The 23,795-nt window shown below is 46.9% G+C and carries 18 protein-coding genes; 9 read left to right on the forward strand and 9 right to left on the reverse strand.

Going from position 1 to position 23,795, the window contains the following annotated elements; all coding sequences use genetic code 11:
• Window positions 1–27: 27 nt before the first annotated feature.
• Together map and AC27N8_RS14415 are read right to left on the reverse strand one after the other, a co-directional pair.
• Window positions 28–816 carry a type I methionyl aminopeptidase gene (gene map / locus AC27N8_RS14410; protein WP_487068075.1) on the reverse strand — a complete coding sequence of 263 codons (789 nt, stop codon included), beginning with the start codon at window positions 814–816 and terminating at the stop codon, window positions 28–30.
• 32 nt (window positions 817–848) lie between these two features.
• Window positions 849–1,166: a helix-turn-helix domain-containing protein gene (locus AC27N8_RS14415; RefSeq protein WP_487068076.1), complete on the reverse strand. Its 318-nt coding sequence runs from the start codon at window positions 1,164–1,166 to the stop codon at window positions 849–851.
• Between the two features lie 315 nt (window positions 1,167–1,481).
• Between AC27N8_RS14415 and AC27N8_RS14420 the strand changes: the two genes are divergently transcribed.
• On the forward strand, window positions 1,482–1,772 hold the full coding sequence (locus tag AC27N8_RS14420; RefSeq protein WP_487068077.1) for a MoaD/ThiS family protein: 291 nt from the start codon (window positions 1,482–1,484) through the stop codon (window positions 1,770–1,772).
• Window positions 1,773–2,020: 248 nt separating this feature from the next.
• Here AC27N8_RS14420 and AC27N8_RS14425 read toward each other — a convergent pair whose 3' ends face one another.
• Window positions 2,021–4,102: a protein kinase domain-containing protein gene (locus tag AC27N8_RS14425; protein WP_487068078.1), complete on the reverse strand. Its 2,082-nt coding sequence runs from the start codon at window positions 4,100–4,102 to the stop codon at window positions 2,021–2,023.
• A 194-nt stretch (window positions 4,103–4,296) separates the two neighbouring features.
• On the opposite strand from AC27N8_RS14425, the gene AC27N8_RS14430 reads away from it, so the two are divergent.
• From AC27N8_RS14430 to AC27N8_RS14450, 5 genes are all read left to right on the forward strand, one after another.
• Complete coding sequence (locus AC27N8_RS14430) at window positions 4,297–5,220, forward strand: hypothetical protein (protein WP_487068079.1); 924 nt, start codon at window positions 4,297–4,299, stop codon at window positions 5,218–5,220.
• Between the two features lie 252 nt (window positions 5,221–5,472).
• On the forward strand, window positions 5,473–6,267 hold the full coding sequence (locus tag AC27N8_RS14435) for an ABC transporter permease (protein ID WP_487068080.1): 795 nt from the start codon (window positions 5,473–5,475) through the stop codon (window positions 6,265–6,267).
• Between the two features lie 5 nt (window positions 6,268–6,272).
• Window positions 6,273–7,097 carry an ABC transporter permease gene (locus tag AC27N8_RS14440; protein ID WP_487068081.1) on the forward strand — a complete coding sequence of 275 codons (825 nt, stop codon included), beginning with the start codon at window positions 6,273–6,275 and terminating at the stop codon, window positions 7,095–7,097.
• Window positions 7,098–7,148: 51 nt separating this feature from the next.
• On the forward strand, window positions 7,149–8,204 hold the full coding sequence (locus AC27N8_RS14445; protein ID WP_487068082.1) for an ABC transporter ATP-binding protein: 1,056 nt from the start codon (window positions 7,149–7,151) through the stop codon (window positions 8,202–8,204).
• Window positions 8,205–8,331: 127 nt separating this feature from the next.
• Window positions 8,332–9,414 (forward strand): hypothetical protein, encoded by a 1,083-nt coding sequence (locus AC27N8_RS14450; RefSeq protein ID WP_487068083.1) that lies wholly within the window; start codon window positions 8,332–8,334, stop codon window positions 9,412–9,414.
• Between the two features lie 109 nt (window positions 9,415–9,523).
• Here the strand turns inward: AC27N8_RS14450 and AC27N8_RS14455 are convergent, their stop codons facing one another.
• Window positions 9,524–10,894: an ABC transporter ATP-binding protein gene (locus AC27N8_RS14455; protein ID WP_487068084.1), complete on the reverse strand. Its 1,371-nt coding sequence runs from the start codon at window positions 10,892–10,894 to the stop codon at window positions 9,524–9,526.
• Window positions 10,895–10,905: 11 nt separating this feature from the next.
• Window positions 10,906–12,003 carry a FecCD family ABC transporter permease gene (locus tag AC27N8_RS14460; RefSeq protein ID WP_487068085.1) on the reverse strand — a complete coding sequence of 366 codons (1,098 nt, stop codon included), beginning with the start codon at window positions 12,001–12,003 and terminating at the stop codon, window positions 10,906–10,908.
• 465 nt (window positions 12,004–12,468) lie between these two features.
• Here AC27N8_RS14460 and AC27N8_RS14465 point away from each other — a divergent pair, with 465 nt between their 5' ends.
• Window positions 12,469–13,095, forward strand: coding sequence for a flavin reductase family protein (locus AC27N8_RS14465; protein WP_487068086.1), 627 nt, complete (start codon window positions 12,469–12,471; stop codon window positions 13,093–13,095).
• A 73-nt stretch (window positions 13,096–13,168) separates the two neighbouring features.
• The gene (locus tag AC27N8_RS14470; RefSeq protein WP_487068087.1) at window positions 13,169–13,693 is read left to right on the forward strand and encodes a uracil-DNA glycosylase family protein; all 525 of its coding nucleotides are present in this window, start codon (window positions 13,169–13,171) and stop codon (window positions 13,691–13,693) included.
• A 115-nt stretch (window positions 13,694–13,808) separates the two neighbouring features.
• Here AC27N8_RS14470 and AC27N8_RS14475 read toward each other — a convergent pair whose 3' ends face one another.
• Window positions 13,809–14,228 (reverse strand): iron-sulfur cluster assembly scaffold protein, encoded by a 420-nt coding sequence (locus AC27N8_RS14475; protein ID WP_487068088.1) that lies wholly within the window; start codon window positions 14,226–14,228, stop codon window positions 13,809–13,811.
• 66 nt (window positions 14,229–14,294) lie between these two features.
• Complete coding sequence (gene recD2, locus AC27N8_RS14480; protein ID WP_487068089.1) at window positions 14,295–16,610, reverse strand: SF1B family DNA helicase RecD2; 2,316 nt, start codon at window positions 16,608–16,610, stop codon at window positions 14,295–14,297.
• Between the two features lie 408 nt (window positions 16,611–17,018).
• Between recD2 and AC27N8_RS14485 the strand changes: the two genes are divergently transcribed.
• The gene (locus tag AC27N8_RS14485; RefSeq protein WP_487068090.1) at window positions 17,019–21,569 is read left to right on the forward strand and encodes a DUF6788 family protein; all 4,551 of its coding nucleotides are present in this window, start codon (window positions 17,019–17,021) and stop codon (window positions 21,567–21,569) included.
• Here the strand turns inward: AC27N8_RS14485 and AC27N8_RS14490 are convergent.
• Both AC27N8_RS14490 and AC27N8_RS14495 read right to left on the reverse strand, forming a co-directional pair.
• On the reverse strand, window positions 21,558–23,177 hold the full coding sequence (locus tag AC27N8_RS14490; RefSeq protein WP_487068091.1) for a hypothetical protein: 1,620 nt from the start codon (window positions 23,175–23,177) through the stop codon (window positions 21,558–21,560). The two genes, AC27N8_RS14485 and AC27N8_RS14490, sit on opposite strands and share 12 nt — an antisense overlap.
• Window positions 23,174–23,761, reverse strand: coding sequence for an RNA polymerase sigma factor (locus AC27N8_RS14495; protein WP_487068092.1), 588 nt, complete (start codon window positions 23,759–23,761; stop codon window positions 23,174–23,176). The genes AC27N8_RS14490 and AC27N8_RS14495 overlap by 4 nt, the downstream gene beginning before the upstream one ends.
• Between the last annotated feature and the right edge of the window lie 34 nt (window positions 23,762–23,795).

The following is a 23,795-nucleotide window of genomic DNA, read 5'->3' on the forward strand; positions in this document are numbered from 1 at the left end:
ACTCACCTGATTAGCACAGATGAAATACTAGATAACAGTCAGAAGCTCTGGCTCTCCATCGGTAATGGCCAGACTATGTTCATATTGAGCCGAACGCTTCCCATCAGCCGTCACAATCGTCCAGCGATCGCTAAGCGTCTTGGCCTCATAAACACCAACATTAATCATCGGCTCAATTGTAAAGACCATTCCTTTTTGCAGACGCAATCCCGTATGAGGCTTCCCAAAATGAGGTACGTTAGGATCTTCATGTAATGAGCGCCCGACGCCATGACCAACCAGATCGCGTACAACTGAAAATCCTTCAGACTCTGCGTACGTCTGGATAGCCGCTCCAATGTCTCCCAGGCGGTTATTAACACGTGCCTGCGCAATACCAAGATCCATACTTTTACGTGTAACATCCATCAGACGCTGCGATTCCTCATCCACCTCACCCACACCATACGTCATGCAAGAATCACCCACCCAACCATTCAACGTCACACCGATATCCACTCCAATAATATCGCCATTTTGCAAGATCGTTTTTGTGCTTGGAATGCCGTGGCAAATAACTTCGTTGACTGATGCACAGATCGTTCCAGGAAATGGTGGAATTGCTGGCCGCCCGCGGCCTCCGGGATGGGCTCCATACCCTTTATAAATCGGAATTGCATTCTTACTACGAATATAATCTTCCGCAATCTGATCAAGTTCAGCCGTCGACACGCCAGGCTTGACGTAGGGACGAAGCACTTCAAACGTCTGAGCTACTAGCCGCCCAGCCTCGCGTAACATATCAATTTCTTTACGTGATTTTAAAAGAACAGCCATAAAATCCTCTTCTTATTCATTGATTGCACTGATCACGCTAACGATTCTTTGGGAGAGACACTTACAGGATATGTATGATACTCCAGCGCGATGTCATGCTCTGGAATATCTTCCCATGTGAGAAGATCGTCGGTTGTGACTCGAAAATAACGATTAAAATAGGTGAGAAGATGATCAATCGTTGTGTAATCTATGCGCTGGCTTTTTCCCGTATGCAAAGCAGCCAGGACGCTTAACGATACGCCACTCTCATAAGCAAGGCGACGCAAACTTAATATCGGTTCGCCTCGTGTAGCTCGCTCCACATTCGCTTTAGCAAGCATCAGGCGTAGTTTGCAGGAAATTGTCAAGATCAACACCTCACGTTTTTGGTTTTTTCATTTCAACGTAGCTAAACTTCATTATAGTAGTGTCCGTTGTTGGATGTCAACACAATGTATGGCCTTATACATACAAAAGGTTCAGTACTCATTGCAGAGATCATCGTCGTGTGCAAAAAGGGAGCGTGACATACTTTTATCAAAATCGCGCTGGCCGAACACTTGCAATCTGATAAACTTCCTCGTATACTTGCACACAGCTATAGAATATGTGTATGTACATTTGTTCTTTTGCCAAAAACTCCCGCGAAAAAGCTATTCAGACAGATGCATGGAGAGGTGTATATGAGTGATGGCACAACAACCGCAACCTTACGTTTACCTTCAACGTTGAGTGCATATAGCGGTGGGAAGAGCCAGATTACCTTACAGGCTGAAACGGTGGAACAATTGTTATCTGCTTTAAAGCAAGAGCATCCTCTTGTCTGGGAGCGACTATGCACGGAGCAAGGCACAATTCGTGAACATGTGCGTATTTTTGTTAATAATCAATTGATCCATGGTGATGAGGGCTTAAAAACACCGCTGGAACCAGGACAAGAAGTGATCGTCCTCCCAACCACTTTTAATCTGTAGCAACCTGATGCTTGCTTATTCATAGATGACAGGCATTAACCCATCCTACTTGCGCTACTTTATATCCATCCTTGCAGAAAACGACCTTACTTAATCTATCTCTTTCTGACATCTCTAAAACGCTGTCAGCAGTTTTGTGTGGATAGCAGGATACATCAGGCCTCGGACTACACGAATCCGACTACCCACACAAAACTGATCGCACGATGACGCCAACGGGCCGGAAAACTACACAGGTACATTCCACCTTACTTTAGCTGGAGCGCATGCATTTCACCTGTACTAACAGTAATCAGGTTATTCTCAATCGAAGGACGATTGATTCTACCTTTGCCAACCTTCGCCACAAACAGGATATGACCATTTTTCAGATCAAGCCCATAAAGCTCTCGCCCAAAGGTGCTGACACAGACAATATTATCCCCTACCACGGGAGCCGATTCAATTTCATGTTTCAGATGCGCCACCCAGAGGATCTTACCGGTCGCAGCATCAATCGCATGGAGTTTCGTATTCGCTGAATCTCCCACAAAGCCACCATGAGATCCGATATAAGCCACGCCATTCTTCAGGACCAAATCACCTGAAACGTGTTTATCAAGCTGAATTGACCAACGAATCTCCTGGCTCTTCATATTAATAGAATACAACTCGTCCTCAACTGAGCAAATACAATTGATACCATCAACCGTCGTCTCAGCAGCATGAACATCGCCCATATCAGTAAACGTATCCAACTTTTGCCCGGTCAGGGCATCTAATTCATAACAATAGCCACGATCAGTTGTCAAATACATCGTCCCGCTAGCGATTACAGGTCGGCTAGACATGCCAGCTTTAATCGTCACACTCCAGCACTCACGCCCCGTATCGGCATCAAGAGCGTAAATGCCATGCTCGGGATAAGCATAGACGATATCATTGGCAATCGTAGGTCTGACTTTGATATATTCTTCGGTGGGAAACGACCAGCGTACTTGTCCAGTAGCCGCCTCAACCGCATAGACCTCGCCAGGTCGATTAATATTTCCCGTACAGACATAGACCACCCCGTTAGAAACGACGGGAGCATCATAAATTCCATAGGCTGTATTTACCGCCCAGATTTGTTGTCCCGTGGTCGCATCCAGGGCACGCAGCTGGTTCGCTTCTTTATTGGGATTATCAACCACCGTGGTATAAGTGCCAGCATAGACAATATCATTCAGAAGCGTTGGTTCTGAATAATAGGTATGATCAAAACCCGTCGCCACAGACCAGACTAGCAATGTATGGATGCTGCTACCACCTCCGGTAATCGGTCCAACCTTCCCACCGGTAGTAGATGCCGTGCGTTGCGTCCGATGAGGATCAGTCACCTGGCTGGCTCTTTTGATACGAGGTATAACACGTGCCGGGACCTCAGGATCAACATCCCATAAGTCGGTATCTGGAGCCTCGCTGGATCGAATTTCTGGTACAGGTTTTTCAGAGAGTGGCGGAAGTGGAGTACTAACGGTGATTGGTAAGCCTGCCGCCGTACGCAAGGCTTGCACAAAATCAGCCACGCTCTCATAACGATCATCGCGCTCTTTAGAAAGCGCCTTTAAAATGACCGCCTCAATCGAGGCTGGAATATCTGGATTCAGTTCACGCGGTTCAACTGGAGGTTCATAAATGTGCTTGTAACCAATAGTGTAAGGATCGTCGGCTGTAAAGAGTTGTTGTCCTGTCAACAATTCATAGGTGATGCAAGCTAAAGCATACTGATCGCTCTTCTTGCTCACCTTCCCTTTGAATTGTTCTGGGGACATATAAGGAGGCGTCCCAATCTCATCAACGCGCCGCGTCTTTTGCAGTTGGATAGCGATACCAAAATCAGCCAATAGAGCATCTCCGGCTGCATTAAACAAAATGTTTGCCGGCTTGAGATCGCGATGCACAATATCGAGATCGTGAGCATGCTGCAAGGCCAGACCAACTTGATTCAGCAAATGCATTGCGTCCATCAAATTCATCGTGCTATTACCAAACTTATCCAGGCGATCACGTAAGGAGCCACCAGGAGCATATTCCGCCACAAAAAAGGGATAGTTTTCGTAGAGGTTCGCATCTACGACCGGAAGAATATTGGGATGAGTCAATTTATCGAGAATCACGGCTTCCTGAAAAAAACGATCTATCTCCTCTTGCGTATTCAATGTCGTATTCAAGACTTTGACTGCAACAGGGGGTTTATGCTCCAGCAGAAAGTGTTTTCCCAGGTAGACACTGCCAAAAGCCCCGTGACCCAATACATCCACGAGGATATAACTACCCAGTTGGCTACCTAATAATTTATCGTTCACCATGCGCATCCTTTGCGTAGAGAGGCCTTATAGTAATGTACCATCTCAAATTATATACGATTTGCTAGCAATACATAAGGGGGCAAAGTAGAATAAAGTAACAAGACGTTGACACCTCGCTATGCTGTTCCTATACTAGGAACCAATATCAATACATACTATAAGATATGTGCAGAAGAAGGGAATGGTACTATCCGATGGCCTTCACGCAAGATGAATTACAATCACTCAACATGATTATAGAACAAAAACTATCGACACAACGTCATGATTTAGAACAAAGCTTTGAACAACGCACACAAACGTTGAAAAACGATTTCGAGCAACATGTTACGACGCTTCAACATGATCTGCTCGACACAATATCTACGCGCATGAACGACCGACATGCACAGACAATAGATATACTTCTGCGACGCATCGATGCGCAGCAGACCCAAACCATCCAGATGCTTGAGCAAAAAATCGAAAGACAGCATCAGCAGCCATCACAGGGCTACAAAGACACGCTTGAGAGTGCACTGGCAAAACAATTACAAGCTTTTGAAGCAATGATCAATCAACGCATCCCTCAATCGGGACTCCAAAATGATCTTACCTTAGCTTATACGGCTGATGGACAATCCGAGTTTGAAGCCATCGAGGTACAGACGGAAATCCCCTGGGAAGAACTGGCTGAAATGGTTGATCGTGCCCTTGAAGAGCGTCTGATTACGCTGAAAGATTCTTTTATCTCTTCCTTACAAACAATCGAGCAGGAAATCCTCCAGCAGATGCACACACTTCATACGACACTGGTTCAAATATCCTCCACATTTCACAGCGGCCCCGCTGCCATAGCAACCATCGAAACGCCTGCGATAGCCACAACCCAGGACGTACTCCACAGCATTGATCGTATTGAACATCTGATAGAATCCATGCAAGTAGCCATGACCTCCAATACGTCAATCATATCCAATCGTCTGTACCATCATCAGCAGCTCCCGCTAGAGCGTGCGCATCCGACCAATATTTCGCAGCCATCAGAATCATTATCGACGATAAAACCACCCACTACCTACTCAGAGGATATATATACGCAAGGATTATCATCAGATAACTCAGAACATGAAGAATAAAGATCGTTCTGGCCTATTTCTCATATATCGCCCAATCATAGCCCGCAAAGATATTGACGAAATTCTGCTTCCACGTTATACTACTCTTCCGTTCTACAACGACTGATCTTTCCAATATCATGCCTGCTGAACTAGCACGCACTATGCAACTTCTTTATTTATGCTAGCCTTGTAATTATTTGCCCAATCTGACCAGGACCCTTTTTGGTTGTCCTGGTCTTTTGTGCTGCTCTTTAGCGACAGGAGATGAAAGTGCTACGTTTCTATTTTGAAGTGGCGCGTATAGCATTTCGACGACAATTAATCTATCGCTGGTCAAATCTAGCGGGACTCTGCACGAATATCTTTTTTGCCTCAATTTTCAGCTACGTGATCATTGCCCTTTATCACACGCGACCCAGCGTGGCTGGCTACGATGTACAAGATACACTACGCTACACGTGGATGATGCAAGCCATCATTATGTTTATTCTGCCTTTCGGATGGAATGATCTCATGCAGACAATCCGAACCGGGGATGTCGTTGCGGACTTAAGTAAACCCTATGATTTCTACTGGTACTGGTTCAGCCGTGAGATGGGGAGCAACGCCTACTATATCCTCTTTCGGGGCCTACCTACCTATCTGGCGGGAATGCTCTTGTTTGGATTGGGCATACCACTATCATGGCAATCATGGGCCATCTTTTGCCTGACCTTGCCCGCAGGTGCCATTTTGGGCATTGCCTATCGTATTTTATACAACATCGTCGCGTTCTGGATCATCGAAGCCCGCGCAATGACTACGCTTGCCCTGGTAATTGCACAATTTCTCACGGGCTCCTACATACCGTTACCACTTCTTCCTCTATGGCTGCGTAACATTGTTGACTGGTTGCCCTTTCATAATTTCATGGATCTACCTGTAGCATCAGTTTTAGGTAAAGTACCTGGTAATACAGTATGGTTTGAATGCACGCGTCAGATTATCTGGTTATTCCTTTTGACCCTCCTGGTAAAACAAGTAACCAATATAGCCCGGCAGCGCGTAATCGCTCAGGGAGGTTAACACTCATGTTACGTAGTTTACGTAGTGACTTACATCTCTACTGGCTCTTAATAAGCATCCAGTTCAAAGCTCAAACCCAATACAAAGCGAACCTGCTGATTGATATCGTGACATATTTTGGCGTCACAGCGCTGGAGTTTAGTGCCTTGCTACTCTTTTTCATACCTTTCCCCTCGATTCTTGGTTGGCATGTGGGCGAGGTAGCGTTATTATCGGCCATTATGTCCATTAGCTTTGGAGTATCAGAATTAGTCGGAGCTGGGATAGATAATTTTCCTCTGCTCATTATGCAAGGAGAATTCGATCGTGTTTTATTGCGGCCGGTGAATTCTTTTCTGCAAGTGATTGGCAGTGATTTTCGCCTACGTCGCCTGGGCCGTATTACGCAAGGGATACTCGGCTTTTTGCTCGCGCTGCATTTCCTTGCTCCGACACCCATCCATTGGACGCTGGCGAAGGTACTCATTTTAGGAATTGGCATTCTCAGCGGAGCCGTCATTTTTACATCTATCCTCTTACTCGGAGCCACTGTCTGCTTCTGGACGATTGAAACCACCGAGCTTACAAATATTCTTACCTACGGCGGACGTGAGATGCTCAGCTATCCACTCACAATTTATCATCAAATATTGCAAAGGTTCTTCCTTTTTGTGGTCCCAATAGCCTTTGGCTCTTATGTCCCAACCTGCTATATCCTGGATCGTCCGCTGCCTTTCGGCCTACCAAACGAGCTGGCGTTTGCGGCCCCATTGGCAGCTCTTCTCTTCGCCTTTGTCGCCAGTAAGGTCTGGAGCATCGGTGTACGACATTATCAGAGTACGGGCAGTTAAACAACGGATTACTCGATGCTTCTGCAATTGTAACTATTTAAGGAGAATATCATGGACATAATGATAGAGGCCAAAGAATTAAGCAAGACGTTTCATGTCACCAAACGTCGCTCTGGACGCCTGGGAAGTTTACGTAGCATTGTTCATCCTGAAAAGCGCGTGGTTTTTGCGGTACAGGATCTCTCGATGCAAGTAGAACGAGGAGAAATCATCGGCCTGGTTGGTCCTAATGGTGCTGGAAAGAGTACAACTATCAAAATGCTGACAGGTATCCTGATGCCTACCGGCGGTAGCGTACAGGTCGCTGGATTAATCCCAATACGGCAGCGGCGTGAACTAGCCGCACGCATTGGTGTTGTCTTCGGCCAGCGCACCCAATTGTGGTGGGATTTACCCTTGATCGATTCGTTACAATTACTGCGTCACCTGTACCGGATACCTGAAGAACGGCACCGGGAAAATCTTCAGCAGCTACGCACACTACTGGATCTGGATGAATTTATCCATACACCTGTACGGCAACTTTCTTTAGGGCAGCGTGTACGTGGAGATCTGGCAGCTGCACTACTGCACGAACCCGAACTTCTCTACCTTGACGAGCCCACTATTGGTCTTGATGTTGTTGCCAAAGCGCGTGTGCGTGAATTTTTGCTCACCCTCAACGCCCAAAAAAAGACAACTATCTTAATCACCACACACGATATGGACGATATAGAAACGCTCTGCCCACGTATGGTCATCATAGATCATGGACGTAAACTGTATGACGGCACAGTTACAAATATTCGTGCTCGTTTTGGTGGCGAGCGCACTCTTATGGCCGTGCTGGATACAACCGAGTTAACAAGGATAGCTCATTTACCTCAAGATGACGCAGGGCTCCCCCTGCTACCTGGCTTACCTCAAGGCGTACATGTAGCGCAAATGGATGGTCCTCAACTTGGACTCAACTTTGGCCAGGATACTATTCCCGCCCATGAGCTGGTCGCCTGGTTAGGAGCACGCTATAGTTTACATGATGTCACTTTCCTTGAGCCACAGATTGAAGATATCATTCGGCGCATTTACGAAGAGGGCTTACTTCTCCAAGACAGTAAAGAACAGTAAATTTTCTGTCTTGTCCATTTCCTACGATTCGTGTATCCTTAGACATTGTTGGCAGGAATTATCCATGTAGTAAGACGAAACGGTGCAATAGACAATGTCAATATTGTTAATTTTATGCAGAATCATTATGTTTGCAATCGGGGTATGGATTGTAAGTGGAACTTTTCTTTCCGCCATCCGCACCTTCGTATTGCCGCGTAGCGCACCTGATTTTATCAGTCGTACAGTTTTTGTGTACATGCGTTACATATTTGAACTACGAAAACGTCGTCTCTTCACCTTCACTGAACGTGATCGAGCAATGGAGCTCTACACGCCAGTAAGTTTACTCTTACTTTTACTTACCTGGCTGATATGTATTCAAATCGGCTATATGGCGATGGATTGGTCTCTCAATGTACAATCCTGGTATGATGCTTTTAAGCTCAGCGGTTCTTCCCTGCTCACACTTGGCTTCACACTCATGGACAACCTTCCTACGATGCTTCTGACTTTTTCGGAAGCCACCATTGGACTCATATTAATCACTATCCTGATCGCTTATTTACCCACCATCTACGCGGCCTTTGAACGCCGTGAGTCTGCGGTCACTCTGCTCGAGACAAGAGCTGGATCGCCACCGTCTGCGCTTCAGATGATTATTCGCTACAATCGCTTAAAGCGCCTGACATTCCTGGGGGAAATTTGGGTCGCCTGGGAGATGTGGTTTGTCGATATTGAGGAGAGTCATACCTCCCTGCCAGCCATCTCATTTCTACGTTCCCCACAGCCCCATCGCTCCTGGATTACAGCATCCGGAGCAGTCTTAGACGCAGCCTCATTGACACTCTCAGCAGTCGATATCCCACGCGACTCGCAAGCCGATCTCTGTATTCGAGCGGGATATCTGGCTTTACGTTATATCTCTGACTTTTTCCTCATCCCATATAACCCTGATCCAGCACCAACTGATCCAATCAGCATCACCCAGGAAGAATTCAATACCGCTCTGGATACCTTAGCGGAAGCAGGTGTGCCACTCAAGCCTGATCGAGAACAGGCATGGGTCGATTTCAAAGGGTGGCGTGTTAATTATGACGCAGCATTATTAGGATTAACCGAACTAACCATGGCTCCGCTAGCTCCATGGTCATCTGATCGGAGTCAGGAAAGTCCACTCCATCTACAACATTGGCGCAAGACCAATAAGATGAGTCATGATACTAAATAGGTATTTTCCATCTGAAAAATAGCAGAGCAGGTAGGAATGCATGGAAAACAAAAATCACCACATAACACCTATAGACAATATCACACCTTTGTAAAGGCATCCAGAACTTTCAAAGCGTCGTCTGATAGGATATTATACGTTTCTTCACTTCATCGAGGGAGTCGCCCAGGGACGTCGTAACAATTGCACCAGTATTCAGAAGCTCTTCAACGTAGAGAAGACCCTGTCCACCGGTATAATCACGAGCAGCCAGATCACGTAGAAAATCCTCATGAGTAGATGGTATAGTCACATGATCCGCTACGCAAGTTGTATGTATAGGAATAGCGACAAGAATAACCATAAGGCCACGTCGAGCCGCCTCTACAGCCTCACGCATCAAGGCCAGGTTTCCCGGGCCAATCGCAGTTGGACAAATAATCAATACCTCAGCTTGCTTGAGCCGTTCGTGAACTTGTAACAACACATCTGATGATATTGGAGCAAAAGGCTGCTCGGTTATGACAGTCTCAGCTAAACGGAGAGCCAACGTATGATCGCTATCGCCAATGTTTAAAGCGCCGATGCTAAAACGAATCTGTGCATCTGCCAATGCTCGCATAATTAGTTCTCCCGAACCACCACCAGCAATCACATGAACCAATGCCGCAGGATGCTCTTCTTGTTTAGCAAGAACACCTTCCTGTATCGGAGGGAGAACGCTCAAGTGCTCCGCACCACGCAAAATGCCCACCTGTACCTGAACACCATACACTCGCCCCAACAAGCCGGGCTCTAAAACTTCGGCCGGGCTGCCATCGGCAACGATACCACGCTGAAAGAGAACAAGACGCGTAAAATAGCGTGCCGCCAGATTTAAATCATGCATGGCAGCCAGCACAGTCATCTTGTGGTCCTGATTGAGTTGTTGTATCAGCGCTAACGTCTCAATCTGATATTTAATATCCAGATGTGAAGTCGGCTCATCCAATAAGAGAATTGATGGTTGTTGTGCCAGCGCCATTGCTATCGTGACCCTCTGGCGCTCACCACCACTCAACTCATTAAAGACACTTTTCGCGAGCGGTGCCACTCCTGCTACATTCATAGCATCCTGTACCACATCCTGATCATATGTGCTATGGGAACCCCAAAAAGAGCGTATAAATGGAGTACGTCCAAGTCCCACCATGTGCTCCACAGTGAAGGAGAAGGGCATGTGAAGCTCCTGAGGCACGACCGCAATACGTTGCGCAATCTGTCGACGTCCCCAGGAAGGTAACTCGCAACCATCGAGTAAAATCCTTCCCTGCTTAGGCTGTAATACCCCACTTAGCAAGCGCAGCAACGTCGTCTTACCAGAGCCATTGGGACCGAGCAAACCGACCATCTCACCAGCACCAACTGCGACAGAAACATCATATAACAGCGTTTGTTGATTATATCCAAAGGACACGTCTTGCATCTGTAACAAAGGGAGAGAGCTCTGTCGAGCAATCATTGTTGTATCCTCTACCATTTATATTCTCGCTTATTGCGCCTCAATAAGTAAAGGAAGAATGGTGCTCCCACAAGGGCAGTAAAAATACCGACTGGCAGAACTGTCGGTGTCAGTAGACTACGTGCCAGCAGATCAGCCAGCGTCAAAAAGATCGCTCCACCCAAAGCCGCAGCGGGAACCAATATCCGATGCCGAGGCCCAATCATCAGTCGCATCACGTGCGGGGTTACTAATCCGACAAAACCAATAAGGCCGCTGATTGAGACTGCTGCCGCAGTTAATAAAGACGCAATGATTACGATCAGAAACTTTGCCCACTCGATATGCAATCCCAGATGTGATGCGGCATCCTCACCCAAAGCAAAGACGTCCAATATTTGAGACAGCATCAGCGCCCCCACCACACTCATCAGCACAAGTACCGCAATCAGAGCCAGCGATCCCCACCCGACCACAGCAATACCGCCAGAAAGCCAATTATACAATCCCAGAATACGTCCAAAATCATTTGAGGGCCAAATATTGATAATCAGTGTCTGCACAGCAGTCAACACGGCACTCACCACCACTCCACCTAACAACAACATTATCACAGGCGTTTGGCCACCTGATCGCGCCAGAGCATACACAAACAAGACCGTAATCAGAGCCCCGACAAACGCTAACAATGGAGTGAGTGAAAAAAAGGAGCCGTAGACAGTGTCAAAAGGGAGCACAAACGCCACAGTTGCTCCTAGAGCCGCGCCCGAAGAGGTCCCTATTAGATAGGGATCAGCTAAAGGATTACGCAATATCCCCTGAAATAAGGTACCAGCAACTGCAAGGGCCGCGCCCACCAGGACGGCACCGATCACCTCGGGAAGACGCACCTGGAGAATTATCACGGCAAGCGATGAATCGACAGGTACATGTATAATTCTAGTGCCGCTCACTAAAATCTGGAGAATGGTTTGTAAAGGAATCGCCACAGAACCAAAACTAACAGAGACCAGGATCACAGTCACTAACGCGACGACAAGACAAACGAACACAAATGATGTCGATAAACGTTGCTGGAGAAGGGTCTTTTGCAAGCGCGTTGATTGTATGGAACGTGTTAGCATTTTCATAAGATAGAGAAGCCCGATTTGATACTCGTGAGAGCAAAGGAGAGACAACAAATAATCATTTCTTCCACAGAGTATATCGACCCGCCTTCACAAAGTCAAGAAAACTTGTGCTCTTCAGACAGCCAAACAAAGTCCCATAGCTATCACAACGCATCATAGAAAGCCAGCATGAAATCAGAAGACACAAATTGCGTGCACACACAAGATGCAAGGGCAGAGATGCAAGGACAAAGATGCAAATTTAGCTAAAATAATATAGCCCAAATGGGATGGAAGTCATTGAAGCGACCTGTACCGATGTTCAGTTGACAAGTAGCAGCTCAAAGGGTGATACTTCTACTAATAACTATTCACCCTGCCATACTACGACGTTTGAGATACAGGGATGCCAGCATCGATCACTGCACTTAGAGCAGAAACAACAGCGTCACACTTTTCATATGTTTCTATTCGAAGGAATATTTTATGACTATCCAAAAGGCACTTTTCCGACAGGTGATGGGTCGCTTCACAACGGGAGTAACAGTCACCACCACACGTAATAAAGACTTCCTGGCAGGGCTTACAGTTAATTCATTTTGTTCAGTATCGCTTAACCCACCGCTTGTACTTGTTTGTGTCGACCTGAACAGCACGACGCTGCAACATTTTCGTGACAGTAAAATTCTCGCCGTCAACATTCTCACAGAGAAACAAGAACAATGGTCACGAGGCTTTGCCACCAACAGTCCAGAACGCTTTGAGCATTTCTGTCATGCCCCCTACCGCACAGCCGCCACTGGAGCCCCTATTATCGACGATGTATTAGCCTTTATAGATGCGAGAATTATTGCCGAGTATCCAGGCGGCGACCATGTCATCTTTATAGCTCAAGTTGAAGCCTTAGGTATGACAGGACAAGCGGCTTTCATAGACGAAAAAGGACAAATACAGGCAGAGGTTCCAGGTTTTGCGAGCGAGAACGAAGAGATCGAGTCAAATCCCCTTCTCTACTATGCCGGACAATATCGCCATATCACCCAGCATTTTCATGAACCCAGCCTGACACAATCTCAAGAAAAGACTATTGAAGAACCAGCACAAAGCAAATAAATCAGAAGCATTAAGCCTATTACAACAAAATATTCGTAGCTGCCGACTTTGTCAATGGCAAGGGTATATCCCCGTGGCACATCCCATCGTAAGTGGTCGTGCAACTGACCGTATCATGGTAATTGGACAGGCTCCTGGTCATCGCTCAATAGAACAGGATCGTCCTTTCAGCGGCCCAGGTGGGCGTATCCTACAAATGTGGTTAGAGGGAGCTGGATTTCCCCCCAACTATTTACATGATCATACGTACCTAAGCTCGCTTACGCGTTGCGACCCGGGTAAAAATCCGCGAGGCAGTGGGGATCGTAAACCTTCGCCACCCGAAATGGCATTGTGCCGTCCCTTTTTAGATGCCGAACTGGACATCATCCGACCCAGAGTTGTCCTTCTGGTTGGGACTATGGCAATCGAAGCCTTTTTTCACAAAGGCACGCTCGACACAATCATCGGCACGTATCAAGAAAACAATGGAGTATTCTTCTTACCACTCCCACATCCATCCGGAGTCAGTCGCTGGCTTAATGATCTCGAACATAAAAAATTGCACCAGCAAGCGCTAGAAATACTTTCTAGCTGGCGCAATCTTTATGATTTATAGTATTTTGTCGCTAAATTTAGATAAAAGCGAGCGCCTATACAAACCAATCACCAGTTATATGGCTGACCTGATAGGAGCGTCATCTCAAGAAATCTTAAAACTTTAAGCCACGCGATTAATGCTGATGATCGGGATAATGAGCATTGTCCGCACGCTGATGCATATCATACTCATGGACACCTTTTTTAAGGGTACCAAGAGCCAGAGTGGCACACGTAGGGCGAGTCATCACCACTTCGCGACCAAGCTGATTCATCAGATCTTCATAAGTAATATTCTCGATCTCTTCGGCATTTAATCCCTGGACCATCTCCGTCACATACGAAGCGGCAGCACGACTAATCGTGCATCCCTCTCCATCCCACGCTATCGCCTCAAGCTTGCCATCTTCACCGAAGCGAGCTTGCATTGTGATCACGTCGGCACAACCAGGATTGCCACCATTCAGGTTTACCTGGGGATGCTCAATCTCTCCCTGATTGCGTGGATTTTCGTAGTGATCCATCAGAAAGTCAATAGCTTCTTGACGATTCATTTACTTGCACTCCTCTTTTTTAATTACAAACAAGGTATTCACAATTCTTATTCCAAAGCATGTCCATTACGTGCGAACATCTCCTTGTACGTGCCCAAGCTCGAGCAAACGATCGGCCAGGCCTGTATTACGCAAAGCTACGCGATCATTCTGAACAGCATATTCCAGGGCAGAAGTTTGACCCACCAGGATACATAATCGCTTTGCGCGTGTAATTGCCGTATAGAGAAGATTGCGCTGCAACAACATTCGATGTTCTCGCACCAACGGCAACACAATCGCCGGATACTCACTCCCCTGACTCTTATGAACGGTAACTGCATAGGCCAGAACTAACTCCTCAAGCTCATGAAACAAATAATCAACTATGAGTGGTCCTGCTTCTTCTGCGAACTCAACTTTAACCAGCAGGTTTTCTTTATCAATGCGGCGAATAAAACCAACGTCGCCATTGAAAACACCCTTATCATAATTATTTTTTGTCTGCATTACCTTATCGCCGATACGAAACAGGCGATCGCTCCACTCAACCTGTCCCAGTGCCCTGGGATTCAACTCCGCTTGAAGGCGTTCATTTAATATTTTCACACCAACAGCCCCTTTATACATAGGTGCCAGTACCTGAATATCTGAGATAGCATTCAAATGATACTTCGCCGGTAAGCGCCTGTGGACTAAATCCAGAATAAGTTGCTGCGCACGAACGGGATCATCTTCTCTCATAAAGAAGAAATCGCTGGTAGCCTCGCTTTTAATGCTCGGCATGATCCCTCTATTAATCTGGTGTGCAGTAACAACGATCTTACTTTGTTGGGCCTGCCGGAAGAGATCAATCAACCGTACAGATGGAAGAGTGTTACTACGTAAAATATCGCGCAAAACGTTGCCAGGACCCACCGAAGGCAATTGATCGGCATCACCAACCAGCAAAAGATGCGATGTACGGGGCAACGCCTTAAGTAGATGATAAAACAGGAGAATGTCGACCATAGAAAACTCATCAATAATAATAAACTGATGAGGCAAAGGGTTATCTTCGTTACGCTGATAGCTGTTGTCATGAGGAGCATATTCAAGCAAGCGATGTAATGTTTTCGCCTGTACACCGGTAGCTTCCGTAAGGCGTTTTGCGGCCCTTCCCGTAGGAGCCCCCAGGGCAAAATCGACCTTACGGGTCCGTAAAAGCATCAGGAGAGCACGCAATGAGGTTGATTTACCAGTACCTGGACCTCCAGTTAAAACTGAGACTTTTTGTTGATACGCCACCTGCACCGCTTCACGCTGATGATCAGTCAATTCCATATGACGCACTTGTTTTAATCTGTCAAAGACAATCTCCCACTGCTTCTGTGAAGTTGGAGGAAGGCAACTCGGAGCACTTTGTAAAATCCGGAGCAGCCGCATTGAGCCATGTTCAGCATACCAAAAAGGGCCAAAGTAGATACGGGCCTCTGGCTTCTGAGGGCCATCTACGCTTGAACTATCAATACCTGTTTGCTCTCCCTGAGCAGCCAGACAAGCAACTTTTTCTGCCAGAGGAGATTCGTGTAGCAATGGCACTGGCTCTATGAAGACATCTTGCTCAGAGCGCAACTGTTCCACAGCCATCTGAAGTGTATCAGCAGGAACTTGCAAGATCTGAGAAGCTCGTTGAACCAGATCATTGCTCAGTAAAAAACAGTGCCCATCCTCATTGGCGGCCTGTGTAAGCACATATTTCAGGCCTGTTGCCAATCGAGGAAGGCTATCATGTGGCAGGCCCAGCTTCACAGCGATATCATCAGCTGTCCGAAAGCCTATTCCCTGTACGTCCTGGGCCAGTTGATAAGGATTCTCGCGCACGACGCGAATCGATTCACGTCCGTATTGTTTATAGACACGGGTAGCGACATGCATTGAGACTTCATGCGACTGCAAAAAGAGATGCAGTTCTTTGATATCAGACTGCTCCAGCCACGCTTTCTCAATACGCTCACAGTCCTTCGCGCTAATCCCCTTTACCTGTGTCAACATCTCCGGCTGCTGCTCAATAATAGCCAGAGTCTGCTCGCCAAAGTGATCGACAATCGCTTGAGCTTTTTTAGGTCCAATACCCTTGATCAATCCCGAACCCAAATAACGGATCATCCCCTCCACAGAAGCAGGCAGGCGCTGTACAAAAGTTTCCACACGCAACTGACGCCCATAGCGAGCATCGCTCTCCCATTCACCTTCAACAGACAGCAATTCGCCAGGATGAATACCAGGTAAGACACCTACAATCGTTGCTAAATCGTCACGAAAGAGCCTTCCACGATCGTTCAGGCGGAAGCGGGCAATAGTATACTGATTTTCTTCGTTACGAAAAACGATGTTCTCAACGGAACCTTCGAGCTTTGGCATACAATATTATTCCACAAAAACATACTTAAAGAGGAAAAATAGTTACCATCTATCATAGCATAGTATGCCCATTCACGTCGAACAAAGGCGAGCCAAACATAGCCAGGAACTTGTCTAAAAGATTAGATGACAGGACAAGACTTTATGTTTTATAATATATCTAGAAGTTCTCTGTCTCGGTGATGCACAATGAAAGTATAGCCAAACTATATATATGATCATCACTCTACACACACAAACTAGCTACATATTTTCTAGAGCAGATAGGCTATACCATTGTAAGCATCCCATAGACTAGGTTATAATGTTGAAGATTACAAGTAATCTGTCATTCACAGTTATATACTTTGGGATAGTTTAGAACATCGCTCCTCATAAAGCGTTCTGATGTGACAGCATTCTGATTGGATGACACATGTTCCCGATAAAGCTTCACGTATTTTTAATTTTCTCTCTCTCACAATTTGTCTCAAAGGGCAGATAGGCAAAAAAATGAACGGAAAAGTTACCTATCGCCAGCAATTTACCCGCTGCGGAAAACAACGCTGCCGTAAATGCAAAGAAGGCTCCGGGCATGGACCGTATTGGTATGCCTACTGGAGTGAAAATGGACGTACTGTTAGTAAGTACATTGGCACGGTATTGCCAGAACAGCTCAAAAAGGAGCAAGCATCACATGCTGCTTCCCTCAATACGTCTACAACATCTCCTCAAACGACAGTTCCCACCTTACGGGTCTATCTCCTTGGTCAGTTTCGCATTGAGAGGAAACAAGAAAATAACGAGTGGCAAACGGTTGATGGTCGCCTCTGGCATCGCAGACGTGCTCGCTCTCTACTTGGATGCTTGCTTAGTAGCCCGAACCGTCGCCTGGGACGTGAACAGGTCATGGATCTCCTCTGGCCTGATTTAGATACCGATATCGCGGCCAATCGTCTCAACGGAGCAGTACACGAACTCCGTCAAATGCTGGAACCTGACCTGGCGCGGCCAGCATCATCGCAGCTCCTGCGCCTGGAACGGGACATCCTCGAACTCGCAAACGTCAACTCCATCTGGGTTGATGCCGAAGCCTTTGAGCATTTAGTTAAAGAGGCCGACACCGCCACTGACCCCACTCAAAGCAGAAAACTCCAGGAAAAAGCGGCTGCGCTCTACCGAGGAAGCTATCTCCTTGAAGAATTATATTCAGAATGGGCTGCTCAGCGCCGTGATGCTTTACATCGTGCCTGGGTTGGTCTACTCCTCAATCTGGCGCAAAGCCAGGCAAATAATGAGGAGTATGCCAGTGCCATTGATACATTAGATCGTCTACGAACAGCAGACCCAACTAATGAGACTGCCGTCCAGCATTTGATGATGCTTTTAACGCAACGTGATCGTCGAGGAGAGGCCCTTCAGGTCTATCGCCAACACGAGATGATGTTACAGCGCGATTACGAAGGCGAGCCGCTACCAGAAACGTCAGAGCTTTATGAGAAGCTTCGGAGGGGACATATTCCCACCCTCTACAGCCAGCAAAGTGATAGCCAGGCCGAGATTCAAAAATCTCCACGAGAAGAACCTGAACAGAAAACCGAACCATTTTTTACACGACCCACATTTCAACGCGGTCGCCACAATCAAAGCCCACTGATTGGACGCGAACGTGAATTTAAAACATTGAATCAAGTCATGTGCTCTCTTGAAGAGCTAACAACCTCGGATAAAATATCACCTCATGGAACGCCCTCAACCCATCAGACACCTAACCAGCATTCAAGCTTTAAAACAGCCTCCATATCCCGATCACGTCATCCTCATTTTATCTTACTGCGTGGCGAGCCTGGCATCGGAAAAACGCGCCTGGCCGAAGAGCTCAGCCTTGAAGCTTATAAACGAGGTTGGACGGTAGCCTGGAGCCGCTCCTACGAGCAAGAAAGCTCTATTCCGTATCACCCCTGGACCGATCTTTTACGAACGCTCTTTAAAAGCATCTCAGCCTTTGCACAGCACAAATCACAGCAGCTATCAGCTTCTGACACGGATAGCAGCTCGGATATTTTCACATCATCGCTCAAGCTAGATCGCTTACGCGTACTTATTCCTGATATCGATATCATCAATCCGGCCGCAGCAACCAAGGCAGTTCCGACCGTTTCACTTGAGCAAGAACGCCTACACCTTTGGGAGGCTGCCCTAGGACTCATTAGCTTGTTTAGCAAGCAGCAACCACTCCTACTTGTACTCGATGACCTCCATTGGGCCGATGACAGTAGTATTGATCTACTCACATACCTCATTCATCATATTCAAGACCAATGCATTTTACTTGTTGGAACCTGCCGCGAAGGTGAGTTAGCGCCTCAACATAAATTACGCTCATTGATTGCGGACTTGCAACGAGAACAGGCGATTGTCACCGTACCGATTCTGCCACTTACACATACTCAGATTGGGACACTCGTCTCCTACCTACCGCAGAACATCGTCCAAAGCATCCAATCACAAGCAGCGGGCAACCCCTTCTTTGCGGAAGAGCTGGCACGCTATGTTGGTACACCCTCTAATGAAGAGATTGATACATTCTCTACAATGGAACAGCAATCGCCTGTAAGCTCCATGTACAATAGCTCAGCATATGCACATCAGCAGCAGCCTGAAACTACCACGCTTAATCAGACAGATCGTGATCATACACGCGATGCCGTCTCGTTACCCGAAGCGATTGCCGCCGTACTCGAGCGTCGTCTAGATAGACTTAGCCAGGGTTGTCAGCAACTCCTGGGTAAAGCCGCAGTCATCGGTGGATCATTTGAACTCCGCCAACTGCTTCCCATCGCCAATGAATACGACGAAGACACCGTCCTTGATCTCTTAGAAGAGGCGCTCAATGCCGGTCTGTTGATCGAAGAAGGTACAGGAGCCAATATTCTCTATCACTTCTGGCATCCATTAATTATCAACCACCTTTATCGCCGCCTCTCAGCAGCCCGTCGAGCGCAACTGCACCGCCGTGTAGCAGAAGCATTCAAATCCATTTATGCCAATCATCCTGAAAAATTTGCCGCCACCATTGTATATCACCTCAGCAAAGGTGGTGATGACCATGCGACGCTCGCCTATTATGCCGAAATATCTGGTAATCAGGCATATTTGCTCGCAGCCTATGTAGAAGCACAGCAATACTACATACTTGTCTTTCGAGCATTCTGTGAGGATGACATCGATGCGACGCCACAGACAGATGTACATCTAAATATTCAACAAATCCTCTCCAGAGGGATCGACCAATTGCCCTTCACGAATCCACTCCACCTCTGCTATATCCTCGAGCGGCTTGCCGAATGCAGCACCATCCAGGGTAACTTCGCAGAGGGACGACAAATCTATGAATATATTCTGGCGATACGCACCAGTAAGCGCTTCCAACACTACATCTATACCTCAACGCCCCGGGAGCATATAGAAGAGCGTCAGAAAAAAGAGGCTCAGATCCAAGCATTGCTCTGGCGTGAAATTGGTAATTCCTGGACATATACCACTGAATATGAACTCGCTAATCGTTGTTACCAACGTGGCAAGGAGGTTATGTCTCAGGCAAATGTTACCGATGGAGCAGCCTGGGCCTGTCTTCACCTTCAATATGGGGCACTGCTACGCTTAGAAGGTGACTATTATCAGGCTCGCCGCTATCTACAAGAAGCGCTTACGATGTTAGAAGAGATTGTCCGTCATACAACATCCTCATCTGAAGCCGAAGCGATACATGCTCAGCAGAAAGCTCAGATCCGAGATCATACCACGCGCAAGCTGGAAAACGTCAAAGACTTACCGCTCTCGCGTATAGAGCGTGCGCTCATAGGAGATCCGCTAGAAATTGGCTATGCACATGAACGCCTTGGCATTGTTGCAGCCAGCCTGGGAGAGGTCAATAATGCACTGGATCATCTCCTAACGGCATTGGCTATCTATGAGCAGAGTGAATTGATCTCTGAGATGGCCCGTGTCTGTGGAAATTTAGGAGCAGCCTACCTCTTTAAAGGTGCCCATGACGCGGCTCGCACATATATGCATCGTTCACTTGAACTTGCAGAGCGAGGAGGCGATCTACCCAATATGACGTTTGTCAGCTTTAATCTAGGAGATATGGCTCAGCGCTCAGGAGCCCTACAAGAAGCTGAAACATGGTTTACCCAAAGTTTGAACCTCGCAGAACGCATCAATGACCGTGAACGTATCAGCACAAGCCATATTGCACTAGCCTCGGTACAGGATGATCAAGGAAAATTACAAGACGCCGCCATTAGTGTTCGTCGTGCGATCAGTGTTAGCCGCTCTATCAAGAGCCAACGTTGCACACGTTATTCGCTGATAGGGCTAGCTGATCTGCGCATCTGTCAGGCATTAGCTCTCCAAACAAGACCAGATGCAGCAGTATATCATAAACGTCGGCTTCACCTGCTCACACGCGCCAAAGCCATGCTCCAACGTACAATCTCGCTCAAGGGAATGGAGATCGAACATATTGTCGATGGCAAACACCTCCTTGCGATGATTCACTTTTTGCTCGGAGATCTACCCACAGCACTCGAAACTGCCCAGCAAACACTCAAAGATGCCCAGGGATTCGAAACGCCTCGTATCATCGAACGTTTATATCGTCTATTGGGACGCATCCACGCAGCGCAGAAGCAATTTGTCCAGGCCACCCATTACTTTCAAGACGCCATTGAGATTTGCCACAAAAACGGTCTCCGACTCGATTACGCTCGGACACTTCATTGCTATGGATCTTTGTTACTGTGCCAGGATATACAACAACAGGAAACCAGAGCCGTTCATAACGATAAGTATCAACAAGGGCTTACCTATCTAAAAGAAGCCAGCCAGATTTTTCAAGAATGCCACGCGGCAATTGATCTGGCTGCAACAGAGCAATTACTTCTGCAATACGACCCTGTAGCATCAATTAACTAGCCATTTATCCCAACCAATCAATTGAATTGGTCCCTTCCCGGAGAGCGTCGGCAATAGTGTCGTCACTTTTTTGGAGACATCAATTGACCAGAGCTGATAATTTAGCGTTCCATTTGCTCTCCCTACCGTCAATAACGTTCCTGACGGCGACATTGCCAGACTATTATCGCAAATGGATCCGCTTGATGCTGTAACATTACACAACGATTGAGCTTTTCCTCCTACAATATTCTGGTAAATAGGTGTTGTAGAAGATATTTTCTGAAGATCAAAGCCGCCTGTAGCTTTATTCCAATTGATATACATCAGCGACCAACGACCAGAGGCCTCTCTGGTATAGCCGACTGGTGTGCCGACAAGATGCAATGACGAATCTTGTGAGGAAGGTGTGTTCTCCTGATGTTTATACATTTCATGTTGCACACCATAATTTTTTACATAGTAGATATCTTCCGAACCCGGATCCATCAAAAAAACGCTCGCACCTGCATTGGGCACAATAGACTGTTCTTGTTGCTGGGGATCATCCACGTTGAGACGATACAGAGATAGCCCACGCACATAATATAAAAAATGATTGCGGTAAAAAAGTAATCTGCCAACACGAATATCCTCAAAAAGATTTGTTGGCGCAGCACCAGGATCTTTAACATCCATCTTCCAGATCATACCAGCACTGGTAGCCACAAAGATTGTCTCATCATCGGTTGACCAGACCGCATTGAGCCCACGCCCATCTACCGTGTATTGTTCACCAGAAAGGAGAGAATATTGCGTCTCCTGTCGCAAGCTGTCATATGTGTGATAGATCAAATTCTCGCCACTATACGACACATTATCGACAATTGTATTCTCAGAAGTGGTAAGCAGTTGCATAGATTTCTGACTGCTAGGATTATAATTCTCCACAATCAATTGCTTGCCATCCTGTGACCAGTGTGTCAGGATGACCGATGACCAGAAATTCGTCGCATGTAAAGATACGCGAGCACGCACATTCATCGGAGCGACAGTAGTCACTGTTGTAAAGATCTTACTATGAGAAGTATTAAGCGTGGCTGACGATGATTGCAACGTCGTATCGCTCAGGTGGGTAAACATGCGAATAGAGGCAAAAACCACAATCACAACCAGAGTAAGAACAGAAGTTACGCCCCATTTTTGAGCACTTCTCATTCTATGCCTGACCAGGCCAGGAAACGCTCGCCCTTCAGTCTGCCGATCATCGAAATCGGTATCTTCTCCACGCATCAAACGCAAATGAGGCGAATGTTCATCACTTAAAGATGCAAGAATAGCCGCTGTCGCTGAAGGAACCTTCTCCCCCTCAGCCACAAAAAAAGTGTGCAACATCTGCTGCTGCCGCTCTCTCAAACGACGCTCGTTTCCTACTGCTACCTGACAAATATAGCAATATTGTAGATGGCGTGCCAGATACTCAACCTGCTCTTTTTCATGAATATTCTCGCCGTAATTGGCAAGTATCCAGTCAGGCAAAGCCTCTTGGGTGAGAGCATCAATTTCGTCGATGCGTTGAACACACTTCGCACTATTAGAACATCGTGGGAGAACAGAACTATACGGGTCAGGATACCAATCCTTCATCATCTTCCTTCCAGATCAAGACGGTTGTATATGCGTTGGAACGCTTGCCGTGCACGAGAAAGTCGGCTCCGCACAGCTGACAGTGAGTCTTGTAAAGTCTCTGCAATTTCATTATATGAGAATCCTTCAGCATCCAGTAACAGGCACATGACAGAGGATTCCGGTAGCTGAGATAGTGCACGTCGCACCAATTCGCGTTCCACAACACGATCCTCAAACTGCTCATCGCTTACCAGAAAATCCTCACCTTGCTCATCAAAAGTATTGTCATCATTTCCCTGTGGCGCAGGAAAGGGGACCATTTTGATGTGTTTGTGGTGTCGCCATTCGCTACGAACCAGATTTAATGCAATACGATACAGCCAGGGAGCAAAGCGCAACTCCTTATCCTCCATACGAGGCAAGGCCCGATAAGCCGCCAGAAAGGTATCCTGGCAGAGATCCTGCGTCAATTGAATGTCCTGAGTCATACCATAAATCATGCGTCTGATACGCGGCTCGTACAGCTTTACCAGAGACTCAAAAGCGGCTCGTGATCCAAGACGAGCATCATTTACTAACTGAGCCTCATTTTCAACTACATTCATTTAGTCCTATTGCCCAACCAGAGTGCCTGAAATC

Source organism: Dictyobacter sp. Z7_2, assembly GCF_057551105.1.